At 66.1% G+C, this 12787-nt stretch carries 7 protein-coding genes; 4 read left to right on the top strand and 3 right to left on the bottom strand.

Annotated elements, in window-relative coordinates; translation table 11 throughout:
* Positions 1–65 precede the first annotated feature (65 nt).
* The gene (locus tag BM297_RS14595) at positions 66–254 is read left to right on the top strand and encodes a PA3496 family putative envelope integrity protein (protein ID WP_092432783.1); all 189 of its coding nucleotides are present in this window, start codon (positions 66–68) and stop codon (positions 252–254) included.
* Between the two features lie 68 nt (positions 255–322).
* On the opposite strand, the gene BM297_RS14590 is transcribed toward BM297_RS14595, so the two are convergent.
* Genes BM297_RS14590 through BM297_RS14580 form a run of 3 tightly spaced genes read right to left on the bottom strand, consistent with a single transcriptional unit; the run spans position 323 to position 2099 of the window.
* A complete protein-coding gene (locus BM297_RS14590) occupies positions 323–1018 on the bottom strand; it encodes an SDR family NAD(P)-dependent oxidoreductase (protein ID WP_092432782.1) in 696 nt (231 codons plus the stop codon).
* A complete protein-coding gene (locus BM297_RS14585) occupies positions 1018–1545 on the bottom strand; it encodes a DUF3833 domain-containing protein (RefSeq protein ID WP_092432781.1) in 528 nt (175 codons plus the stop codon). The genes BM297_RS14590 and BM297_RS14585 overlap by 1 nt, the downstream gene beginning before the upstream one ends.
* Positions 1546–1556: 11 nt before the next feature.
* Positions 1557–2099 (bottom strand): chalcone isomerase family protein, encoded by a 543-nt coding sequence (locus BM297_RS14580; protein WP_092432779.1) that lies wholly within the window; start codon positions 2097–2099, stop codon positions 1557–1559.
* A 621-nt stretch (positions 2100–2720) separates the two neighbouring features.
* On the opposite strand from BM297_RS14580, the gene BM297_RS14575 reads away from it, so the two are divergent.
* The 3 genes from BM297_RS14575 to BM297_RS14565 all read left to right on the top strand — a co-directional run.
* Positions 2721–4235, top strand: a complete 1515-nt coding sequence (locus tag BM297_RS14575; RefSeq protein WP_092432776.1) for a TolC family protein — start codon at positions 2721–2723, stop codon at positions 4233–4235.
* 2 nt (positions 4236–4237) lie between these two features.
* A complete protein-coding gene (locus tag BM297_RS14570; protein ID WP_245768264.1) occupies positions 4238–5011 on the top strand; it encodes an efflux RND transporter periplasmic adaptor subunit in 774 nt (257 codons plus the stop codon).
* Between the two features lie 92 nt (positions 5012–5103).
* Positions 5104–12787: VCBS domain-containing protein (locus tag BM297_RS14565; protein ID WP_139231062.1), on the top strand; the 7684-nt coding region annotated here is incomplete at its 3' end.

The following is a 12787-nucleotide window of genomic DNA, read 5'->3' as shown; positions in this document are numbered from 1 at the left end:
ACCCGCTTCTGCTTTGCCGCTATAAGGTGCGCGAAACGCCCCCTGATTTCGTGGAGCCGCACGCCATGGCACAAGCCAAGACCGACCTCGACCTGGAAGAAGATTTAGTCGTCGATGCCGAACCGGACGACGCCGAAGCCAGCAGCGATGCCCCGACCAGCAAGACCAACCTGGCCAAGCGTCGCGTGATCGACAACCTGCTGGAAGAAAAGCGCCTGAAGAAGCAACTGGCCGATTACGACTTCGACCTGTAAGCCCCCGCCACACCAATGCACAAGCCCCGCAGCTCTGGCGGGGCTTGGCGCTTTCCACGGCCCGCCAGCTACCAGGGCAGCCGCTCGCCACTCCAGGAGTGGAACTGCCCGCTGGCCTCGGCACCCAGACCGTCGATCACCGCCAGCATCTGCTGTGCCGCCACGGCCGGCGGGCGACCGATCTCGGCGCCGCGAAACGGCTGCGACAGCCGCGAGTTGACCGTCCCCGGATGCAGGGCCAGCAGCAGCGCGCCAGGGTTGCTGCGGCGCACCTCGATCGCCGCGGTCTTCAGCAGCATGTTCAACGCCGCCTTGGAAGCCCGGTAGCTGTACCAGCCGCCCAGACGATTGTCCTCGATGCTGCCGACCTTGGCCGACAGCAGCGCCAGCACGCTGCGCTGGCGGTCCAGCAAGCGACTGAAATGGCGCAAGACCAGCGCCGGGCCGAAGGTATTGACCCTGAAGGTTTCCAGCATCTGGTCGTAGTGCAGATCGGCGAGCTTTTTCTCCGGCATGAACGCCGCGCCATGCAGGATGCCGGCGGCATTGATGATCAGCTGGAACGGCCCCTGTGCCGCCAGGGCCGCTGCCGCCTCGGCGACGCTCTCTTCGCGAGCGAAATCGATGACCGGCTGCGAATGGCGGTCCAGCCCCACCACCAGCGCGCAACGCGGATCGTCGCGCAACGCCGCGACCAAGGCGCCGCCGATGGCCCCGGAAGCGCCGATCACCAGGGCGCGATAGCCGTCGGGAAAGGAGTCCATCACTCGGCCTGCTTGCGGAAGAACAGGGTCACCTGACCCAGCTCGAAGCCGAACTTGGTCATGAACGAGCGGTTGGCCATGGTGTTTTCGTCGAGCAGGTACATCCAGTCGTCGAAGTCGACCTGGTAGACCTTGCCGTCCACCGGCAGGCTCAGCACGTAGCGCCAGCGCAGCGCGTTGCCGGCCACCTCGCCGCGCGCCTCGCCGACCACATCGTCCGCGGTGCCGCGCCAGCGACCGGGGCCGTCGGGATGCAGGGTCCACACCCGCTTCTGCCTGCTGCCGTCGCTGTAGGTGAAGTCCTCGTCGAGGATCAACTGGTCGCCCTGCGTATGGCCGTTGATCACCACATGGAAGCGCTTGATCACCTCCCCCGAGCGTTTCTGGAACATGCCCCAGGCATCCACCCGGCCGCTGAAGTACTGACGCAGGTCGAGCTGCGGCTGCTGGTCGCGATAGTGCTCCACTTCGATCTGCCCGCAACTGGCCAGCAGCAGGCACAGCGGCAGGAGGAATTTCTTCAGCATGGCGGGTGTCCTCAAGGGGCGGCGGCGCCCAGCAGCTGCGCACGCAGCTCCGGATTGCGCGTGCGCGGGTCGAGCCAGATGGCGAAGAAGGCGGCGGCGAAGGCAGCGTCGCGCACCTCGTGCTGCAACTGCTGGCCAACATAGAAGCGCGCGCCGACGCCCGGCAGATGCACGCCGGTGATCCGCGCGCCCGGCTCGACGTCGACGAACGCCTGGCGCATCTGCGCCCGCCAGCCGGCCAGCTGCGCCGCGCTCACCGCATCGCCATACAGGCGGCGGATCTCCCTGACGCTGGCGGCGACCAGGTCGTCGCGGCTGATGGCGCGGTGGTAGGTGAGCTCCAGGGCAAAGGGCGTGTCCGCCGCCAGTGGCTGCGCGGGGCTCCACAGGCGCGCGCTGTAGATGCGCAGGCCGAACAGGCGCAGCTCGCCGGCACCGATCACCCGGGCCTCGGGCACGGCCTCCTGCCAGTTGGCCAACGCGCCGCTGCTGAGCAGGCAGAGCAGAACCAGCCAGGCTTTGCTGGTCCCCTGGCGGGACGCTGGATCATTCATCGCAGGCTCCTCGTCGCCTGTCCGCAGGCAGAGCGGACCGAAAGGTCACCCCTAAAAAACTATACGATAATTCACAGTATGTACAATTGCAGTCCATGAACTCAGCGCTCGGCGGACGGGAAAGCCAGAATTGCGGGGATGCCCTGCTCGCCGCTTTCGAGCCGCGCGCTGCCGCCATACCACTGCGTGATCGCGCACGCGCTCACCGGGTCCGGGTCGCCGGAGTCGCCGGCTGGCTGGGCTGGGCGAAGGGCCGCCACCCTGGAAGCGCTCGAACAGCGGCGACAGGTGCCCGACGACGACCACGACTCGCTACGAGCGCTACTCCGCCACACACCAACACGTTCATTTTTTGACTCCCGTCAATCCATCTAAAAGCGCAACAAAAGCGCAAGTAATCCAAGGTGACACAGAGCACATTTATTGGCAGAATTTCGCCAATTATTTGGCATGCATCAATATGCCAGTATTGAAAGTGACCGCTTATCTGCGGGATTGCGCCACTGCGCCATTTTTTTGAACGCAAAACTGGTCGTCTCCCTCACCCCCGTGCAACCCACTCGCCCGCTCATTTTGCCGCTCCCCTGTACAGGATCGTCGCAGCAGTCAAGGACTACAGTCATGCCCGGCACCCCCTACAAGAAAAACAGTCTTGTCATCCTGGTCGCGCTCGCGCTCTCCGCATGCACGACCATCAGTCCCCAGCAGCTCTCCGAGCAAGCGCTGACCGAACAGGGGCATGCCGACCGGGGCGCAGCGCTTGCCGAAGCCGAGCCGATCAGCGGCATGCTGACCATCGAGCAGGCCATCGCCCGCGCGTTGAAATACAACCTCGAGCGTCGCTCGCGCCTGATGGAGGAGGCGATGGCCTTCCGCCAACTGGACGTCAGCCACTACGACATGCTGCCCAAGCTGCTGGCCCAGTCCGGCTACAGCTGGCGCGACAACGACAAGATCAGCCAGAGCCGCAACAACGAGACCGGCGAACTGTCGCCCTCGCAGTTCGTTTCCCAGGAGCGCACCCACACCCTGAGCAGCCTGGGCGTGAGCTGGAACCTGATCGATCTCGGTGTCGGCTACTACAACACCCGGCAGCAGGCCGACCGTGTGCTGATCGCCGTCGAGAAGCGTCGCAAGGCCATGCACGTGCTGATGCAGGATGTGCGCACCGCCTTCTGGCGCGCTGCCAGCGCCCAGAAACTGCGTGCCGAGGTGCAGAGCACCCTCGCCCTGGCCGAACAGGCCCTGGTCGACTCACGCACGGCGGAGTCCGAGCGCCTGCGCAACCCCCTCGACGCCCTGCGCTACCAGCGCCAGGTACTGGAGAATCTGCGCCTGCTCGAGGCGATCGACCAGGAACTGTCGACCGCCCAGATCGAACTGGCCGCCCTGATCAACGCGCCCATCGGCCAGCGACTGCAGCTCGCCGAGCCTGAGTTCCGGGTCAGCCGCCAGGCCCTGGAGATCCCGGTCACCCGTCTGGAGGAAACGGCCATGGCCGCCAACGCCGACATCCGCGAGCAGCACTACAACGCCCGCATCGCCCGCGAAGAAACCCGCAAGACCCTGGTACGCCTGTTTCCCAACCTCAGCTTCAACTACAGCATCAACTACGACACCGACAGCTATCTGGTGAACAGCAACTGGAACGAGGCCGGCCTGCAACTGTCCTTCAACCTGTTCAACCTGTTCACCGGTCCCGGCCAGCTGAAGCTCGCCGAGGCCGGCGTCAAGCTGGCCGATCAACGCCGCATTGCCGTACAGATGGCGACCCTGGCGCAGACCCACCTGGCCCGCCAGCAACTCGCCAACGCGCTCAACCAGTTCGAGCGCGCCGATGCCATCTGGAGCACCGACCAGCGCATCAATGGGCACATGCAGAACCGCCAGAACAGCCAGATGCAGAGCCAGCTGGACATGGTCGCCAACCAGACCACCGCCATCCTCAGCCTGCTGCGCCGCTACCAGGCCCTGGCCCAGGTCCAGGCGGCCGAAGCGCGCCTGCAGTCGACACTCGGTGTAGAGCCGCGGATCAGCAGCGTGGATGACCTGTCACTGGCGCAGCTGACCGATGACATCATCCGCAGCCAGAACACCTGGGGCGATTTCGGCCAGCCCACCGTCGGGGGAGAGTGATCGTGCTCACTCCCCCTGCCCGTCTGCTGCTGCCACTTCTGTTCGCGCTCTCCAGTGCGAATGCCAGCGAGGATGCCGCGCCATCGCCGGCGCGGGCGGGCATCGAGCGTCAGGAAATCCGTGCCCAGCTCATGCCCCGCCAGTTCACCACCATAGCCGCCGAGATCGGCGCCAAGATCAGCCAGCTGCCGCTGCGCGAAGGCGAACCCTTCAAAGCCGGACAGCTGCTGGTGCGCTTCGATTGCTCCATGCAGCAAGCCATGCTGCAGAAGGCGCGCGCCGAGCTGAACGGCGCAGAACACACCCACAAAGCCAACCGCCGCCTGGCCGAACTGGACTCGATTGGCCAGCTTGAGCTCAACCTGTCGCAATCCGCCGTGGAAAGGGCCGCCGCCGAGGTAGGCGCCCAACAGGCCGTACTGGCCAAGTGCAGCATCCCCGCGCCGTTCAGCGGCCGCATTGCCGAGCAAAAGGTGCGCAACCAGCAATACGTGCAACCCGGCCAAGCCCTGCTGGAAATCATCGACGACAGCGTGCTGGAGCTGGAGTTTCTGGCTCCGTCCGCGTGGCTGAGCTGGCTCAAGCCCGGCCTGGGCTTCGAGATCGAAATTGACGAAACCGGCAAGGTCTACCCGGCCCGCTTCACCCGCCTGGGCGCACGCATCGACCCGGTCAGCCAGTCCATCAAGGTCGCCGCAGCCATCGACGGCAGCTTTGCGGAGCTGCTCACCGGCATGAGCGGACGGGTACGCATCACCCCGCCAAGCCAGCTCTGAAACACCTTCAGAATCCGCCAGGTCCCACGCCTGGCATCGGACAGATATCAGGCAGCCACAGGCTGTAGTACCACACGGAATAGGACTCAGACATGGGCGACAACAAGACTCCAATCACCGCCTCCAGCTCGGAACCTTCGGCTTCCAGCCCAGGCAATCGCCTGGTTCGTCGCAGCCCCACGCCGATGGCTCTGGAGCAGCGCTTCGTGTTCGATGGCGCCGCGGCAGCCGATGTGCTCGACACTGCGCCCGCCGCTGCCGAGCCGGCCGCGCCAGCGACCGAGCCCCTGTCTGAAAACCTGCTGCTGGCGGCCTATGGCCCTGTGGCAGAGTCGCAGTCGATTGCCGCCGAAAGCACCGCGCCTGAAGTGACGACCTCCGAACGGCCGGCAGCGGACGGCAACCTGTTCCATCAGGGCGAGGACAACGCGGCCCTGCGCGAGGCTGCAGCCGCGGCAACGCAGCTGATCCAGAACTACCTGGCCGAAGCGAGCGACGAGCAACTGTTCGTCCTGTTCCACGGCGAGCAAAGCAGTCCCGACGGCCAATGGAGCGCCAACCTGGCCCAGCTGCGCGATGCCGTTGCCAACGGCAGCCTCGACATCAGCCTGATGCTGCTCGACAACGCGCAATTGCAAGGCGCGCTGGCCGCCTACACCCCGGAAGGACCGCAAGGCGCGGCAAGCATCTTCATCAACAGTGACTGGCTGAACGTGCTGGATGTACAGAAGGTATCGAGCCTGCTGATCGAGGAGTACGGTCACCACATCGACCATGTGTTGAACCAGGGGATGGACACCGCCGGGGACGAAGGCCAACGCTTTGCGGCTGTCGTCATCGGGGCCGATACCAGCGCGGCGGGCTTTGCGACCGACAACGACCACGCTACGCTGCAGATCGACGGTGAGTCGATCGAAGTCGAGCTGGCCAATCTCAGCTTCAGCAACGCCTACGCGGTCAACGTCGCCAGCACCCCGGCCGGCAAGGAGTCGAACAGCCACGACTTTATTGCCACGGGACTGGGTATCGCCAGCATCAGCGACGACACCAACAGCAATCTGTTCAGCGGCAACGACGTCGCCGCCATCGGCATCAATATCGGCGGCCAGGAGTATTTCGGCTGGATCAGCCGGCCGATCAAGAGCGGCGGCGTGGTCCGCGGCTTCTACTTCTGGACCGACACCAACTTCAACTCGCTCGCCACCGCCCAGGCCGACGGCAACATGGACGGCGACAGCAACGTGGCCGACAACCGCGGCTTCCTGCTGGTGGTGGACCAGGCCTGGTTCGACAGCCTCGGCTGGAAGGACCAGGCCGCCAACCTGAAGAACGTCGGCTCGTCCTCCGACCGCGTCGACAGCGCGCTGAACGCCCTGCTGCCGGTGAACAGCGCCCCCGTCGCCAGCGCCGACAATGCCAACGCCACTCCCGGCTCGGCCGGCGGCGCCGCCGTCGAGGCGGGCGGCCTGCACAACGCCACCAGCGGCTACACCGCCAGCGGCAACGTGCTGAGCAACGACCTCGACGCCAATGTCGGCGATACCCTCGCGGTCATCCGGGCCGGCACCTCCGCGGCCAACCTCAACGTGAATGCCGCCACCACTGCTGCCAGCGGCACGCTCGTCACCGGCCAGTACGGCAACCTGACCATCGGCGCCGACGGCAGCTACCAGTACGTCGTCGACAACGCCAATGCAGCGGTCGAAGCACTGCGCTCCAGCACCAACACGCTGAGCGATACCTTCACCTACACGGTGGCCGACAAGGCCGGCGCGACCTCCACCACCACGCTCACCGTGACCATCCAGGGCGCCAACGACACCCCGACGGCCACCAACGACTACAACGTGGCCAAGGAGTCGCTGCTCAGCACCGGCGCCTACGGCGCCAGCGATCCGCTGGGCAGCCAGGCGATCGGCAATGTGCTGAGCAACGACAGCGATCCGGATCGCTATGGCGAGACCAAAGCCATCATCGGCGTGGGGGTCGAGGGGGCGGCTACCGGTACGACCAACAGCACCGTCACCTTTACAACGACCGTCACCACCTCCGGCGCAAGCTCTGTCAAGGTCGATGGCGCCCAGTATGTCTACAAGCTGAACGACAATGGCAGTCGAACCCAGCTGTTCCATGCGAACGGCACTACCCCGGTCACAGTGCTGACCAAGATCGGCAGCGGCGCCAATCTGTCATTCACCTTCAGCGACACCAGCGCTCTCCAAGGCATAACCAAGTTCAGCTTCATCGATGGCACCAAGTATTACGACGGCACCATCGACAGCACGACGGTCAGTAGCTCGACCAGCGTACTGGTTTCGGCTCCCAGCGGCACCATCGCCGTCGGCATGACCGTCGGCGGCACCAATCTGGCCACGGCGCCCACGGTGACCGCGGTCAACTACGACGCCAGCGGCAACATCAGCTCCATCACCCTGAGCACAGCGGTCGCCATCACCAACCAGTCGCTCACCTTCAGCGCCGCAGCCAGTGCCGGCGCCACGCTGACCGGCCAGTACGGCAGCCTGCAGCTCAATGCCGACGGCAGCTACACCTACACGCCGACCGCCAACAACCCGGCCCTCAGCGCCGGGCAGTCGGTGGTCGAGCGCTTTGCCTACACGATGCGCGACGGCGCAGGCGCGACCAGCTCCGCCACCCTGTTCATCACCGTTCTGGGCTCGGGGGCCAACGACCCCAATGCCGTGGCCGACAGCGTCAGCGCCACCGAACGCGGCGGTGTGGCCAACGCCACCACCGGTGTCGACCCCACCGGCAACCTGCTGGACAACGACACCACCCCCAGCGGCACCAAGACCATCGTCAGCGCGCGCAGCGCCAGTGTCGCCAGCAACACCGCCATCGGCGCCAGCGACACGCAGATTGTCGGCCTCTACGGCACCCTGACCCTGCGCGCCAACGGCACCTACACCTACGCCGTCAACAACGACCATGCCAGCGTCCAGGCGCTGAACAGCACGAACAGCCTGACCGACACCTTCGTCTACACCATCGAGAACGGCCAACTGCTCGGCAGCACCCCGCTGCGCGACTCAGCCACCCTGACCGTGACCATCCAGGGCGCCAACGACGCTCCCGTGGCCAGCGACGACAGCGCCACAGCGATCGAGGCCGGCGGCACCGGCAACGCCAGCGCTGGCTACAACCCCAGTGGCAACGTGCTGGGCAACGACAGCGACATCGACGACGCGGCCAGCGAACTGCGGGTGACCGCGGTCAGGACCGGCAGCGCAGAAGACTCCGGCACTGCCGGCACGCCGGGCAGCGCCCTGGCCGGCAGCTATGGCTCGCTGACCCTCGCCGCCGATGGCAACTGGAGCTACGTCGTCGACCAGAGCAATGCCGCGGTCAACGCCCTGGCTCCCGGTCAGAGCCTGACCGAGCGCTTCAACTACACGGTGACCGACCGCACGGGCAGCGGCCTGTCGGACATCGCCACCCTGACCATCACCATCCAGGGGGCCAGCGACACCGTTGCGGTCAACGACGTCTTCGTCAACGAAGCCTCGGAATACGCGGTGTTCAGCGTGACCGGCGGCGCCGGCGTGCGGGTCAGCCTGGCGTTGAGCGACACGAACGGCCTGCCGCTGGGCGACCGCAAGGCCAGCCTGACTGGCAGCGATGCCGACACCGGCAACCCGCTGCAGTACCTCGACGGCAGCACCTGGAAGGTCTACGACGCCGCCAACCCGCCCGTCATCCCCGCTGGCGGCGCCCTGCTGGTGCGCGTGGCGATCAACCAGGACGACATCCACGAAGGCAACGAGTCGTTCAGCCTGACCGCCACCACCAGCGACGGCAGCGCGAGCACCGGCATCGGCACCATCAACGACGAGGGCGAAGGCGCCATCTACCTGGCCGGCAACACCAGCAGCACCCCCGACAGCGCGACACTGGACGACGACCGCCCGACCCTCAGCATCGCCAACGTCAGCGTGACCGAGGGCGAGCCGGCCGAGTTCGTCGTCAGCCTCGACAAGCGCTCCGCCGCCCCCATCAGCTTCACCCCGCTGCTCGCCAGCGGCACGGCGATCATCGGCAGCGACACTGCCGCCGCCACCGAACTGCAGTACCACGACGGCACCGGCTGGGCCGCCGTCAGCGGTCCGGTGACCATCGCCGCCGGCGAACTGTCGGTGCGCTTGCGCCTCGCCACCGTCGACGACAGCGAGGTCGAGCCCGCGCAGAGCTTCAGCCTGTCCAGCGGCAACGTCTCCGGCACCGTGACCAACCCGCTGGGCGCCACCGGCACCGCGACCATCCTCGACAACGACACCGCGGTCGCCGGCACGCCGGAGCTCGACCTCGACGCCGACAACTCCTCGACCGCCACCGGCGCCGACTACCGGACCAGCTTCACCGAGAACGGCAGCGCCGTGGCCATCGCCGACAGCGACCTGAGCATCGTTGACGCCGACAGCGCCAACCTGGCCTCTGCAACCATCGTGCTGAGCAACGCCAAGGCCGGCGACAGCTTGAGCGTCGGCAGCCTGCCCGCGGGCATCAGCGCCACGGTCGACACCAGCGTGGCGGGCCAGATCACCGTGACCCTCAGCGGCAACGCGAGCAAGGCCGACTACCAGGCCGCGATCCGGGCGATCACCTTCAGCAACAGCAGCGACGCCCCCGACACCAGCGACCGCCTCGTCGTAGTCAAGGTCAGCGATGGGGCGAGCGAGTCGAACAGCGCGCTGACAACCATCGCGGTGGTGGCGTTGAACGACGCGCCGACCCTCGCCGATACCGCGCTCAGCCTCAGCTTCGCCGAAGATGCCGGCGCGCCCAGCGGCGCCATCGGCTCCCCGCTCAGCGCCTTCATCGGAGGCATCGGCGATCCCGACAGCGGTGCAGTGAAAGGCATCGCCGTCATCGGCAGCGACGAGACTCACGGCACCTGGTACTACACCACCGATGGTGGCAACAACTGGCAAGCCGTAGGCAGCGTCAGCGCTAGCAGTGCGCTGCTGCTCGCCGACACCCCCAGCACTCGCCTGTACTTCAAGCCGACGGCCAACTTCAACGGCAGCATCGCCTCCGGCCTGACCTTCAAGGCCTGGGATCGGAGCAGCGGCACGGCGGGCAACCGCGCGGATACCACTCTGCCGCCCCCGTCGAACAGCTACACCTCGAGCGAGCCGGTGGTAATTCCTTCTTCGGGATCGACCGGCAGCGTCACCCTGGCCTCCTCGCAGACCATCAGCGGCCTGAACGGCCCGCTCACCGGCGTCACCATCACCCTGAACGGACTGACCCACGGCTGGCCGCAGGATCTCGACATCCTGCTGGTCGGCCCGCAGGGGCAGAAGGTGCTGCTGATGTCCGATGCGGGCGGGGGCAGCAGCAATGCTTTCAACAACCTGTCCCTGACCTTCGACGACGCGGCGACCAGCAGCTTGCCTGCCGTGGGCGAACCCGTGAGCAGCGGCACCTTCAGGCCGACCGACCTGGCTGATGGAGAAGGCGGCGACAGCTTCACCGGGGTTTCCGGGCCCTTCGCCAGTCAACTGGCGGAGTTCATCGGCACCAACCCCAACGGCCAGTGGACCCTGTACATTTCCGACGACGTGGTTCAGTTCGATGGCGGCAGCCTCGCCAGTTGGACGCTGACCCTGCATACCCCCGTCGATGGCCCCGCCTTCAGCACCGCCAGCGACAGCATCGCGGTGACCGTGACGCCGATCAACGACGCGCCCCTGGCCTCCGGTAGCGCCATCCTGGCCCCGGTAGCCGAGGACGAGACTGCTCCACCCGGCGCCAGCGTGAGCAGCCTGTTCGCAGCCAGCTTCGACGACAGCACCGATCAGGTGGCCGGCGGCAGCAGCGCCAACAGCCTCGCCGGCATCGCCATCACCGGCTACACGGCCGATGCCACCAAGGGCGACTGGCAGTACAGCACCGACAGCGGCAACAACTGGATCACCCTGACCAGCATCGCCAGCGACGGCAGCGCCCTGACCCTGCAGGCCAGCGCCCTGCTGCGCTTCCTACCAGCAGCCGACTACAACGGTGCAGCCCCGGACCTGACCGTCCGCCTGATCGACAGCAGCACGGCAGTTGTCAGCGGCGCAACCGTCGATGTCAGCAGCAACGGTGGCATCACGGCCATCTCGGCAGACACAGTGCTTCTGTCCACCAACGTCACCGCGATCAATGACGCCCCGACGGGAAGCGACGACAGCATCACCACCGCCGAGGACACTCCGAAGGTGCTCTCCACCTCCGACTTCGGCACCTTCACCGACGTCGACGGCGACCCACTCGCCAAGGTGATCATCACCACCCTGGCAAGCAACGGCAGCCTTGAGTACTTCGACGGCACCAGTTGGGTTGCCATAAGCCGCAACCAGGAAATCAGCAAGGCCGATATCGACGCCGGCAAGCTGCGCTTTGCACCGGCTGCCGACGAGAACGGTAGCCCCTATGCCAGCGTCGGCTTCAAGGTCAGCGACGGCACAGCGACCAGCAGCGCCGAATACACCCTGACCATCACCGTCACCCCGGCCAACGACGACTTCAGCGACGCCGGCGAAACCCTCAGCGTCGCCGAGGACAGCGGCGCCACCACCGGCAGCCTGCTCAGCGGCAGCTCCAGTGTCGACGGCCCGCTGTCGATCGCCAGCTTCAGCCTCGCCGGCCAGACCGGTCCCTTCGTGCTCGGCAGCGCCTACAGCGTCGCCGGCCAGGGCTCGATCACCATCAACGCCGACGGCAGCTACAGCTTCACCCCGGCCGCCAACTGGAACGGCAGCTTCCCGGTCATCACCTATGTGGTCACCGACGGCTCCGGGGCCAACGACAGCTCGACCCTGACCATCACTGTCGATCCGGTAAACGATGCTCCAGTCAGTAGCGACGATAGCCTCACCATTGACGAGGACACTGCGGTGCTGCTGACTATCGGCGACTTCGGTAACTTCACCGACGTCGATGGTGATGCCATCACCAAAGTAAGAATCACAGCCCTGGCAACCAACGGCAGTCTCGAATACTTCGATGACACCAACTGGAATGCCGTGCTTCTCAATCAGGAGATCAACAAGGCTGATATTGACGCCGGCAAGCTGCGCTTCGTTCCGGGGGCCAACGAGAATGGCAGCCCATATGGCAGCATCGGCTTCAAAGTCAGCGACGGTGCAGCTTTCAGTATCTCTGCAAACACCCTGACCATCCATGTCAGGCCAGTAAGCGACCCAGCAGTTATAACCGGCACCAATACCGGCGCGGTCACCGAAGACGCCAACGTCGACGGCAACGGCAAGCTCAATGCCTCCGGCAGCCTGACCATCAGCGATGCCGACACCGGCGAAGCCAAGTTCCAGACCTCCGGCGTCGTCGCCGCCCCGGGCACCCTCGGCAGCCTGACCATCGATACCAACGGCGCCTGGACCTACAACGTCGCCAACAGCGCCGTGCAGTACCTCAAGCAAGGCGAGACCAAGCTCGAGACCTTCACCGTCCGCGCGCTGGACGGCACCACCCATCAGGTCGTGGTCACCATCCACGGCGTCAACGACGCCGCGCTGATCGGCGGCACCAATACCGGCGCGGTCACCGAAGACGCCAACGTCGACGGCAGCGGCAAGCTCAATGCCTCCGGCAGCCTGAACATCAGCGATGCCGACAACGGCGAAGCCTCGTTCCACTCCGGCGCGGCCGACATCAGCGCCGCCCCGGGTACCCTCGGCAGCCTGACCATCGATGCCAACGGCGCCTGGTCCTACAGCGTCGCCAACAGCGCCGTGCAGTACCTCAAGGCCG

It is taken from the genome of Geopseudomonas sagittaria (assembly GCF_900115715.1).
GTDB lineage: Bacteria > Pseudomonadota > Gammaproteobacteria > Pseudomonadales > Pseudomonadaceae > Geopseudomonas > Geopseudomonas sagittaria.
This window is presented reverse-complemented; position numbering and strand designations above follow the sequence as displayed.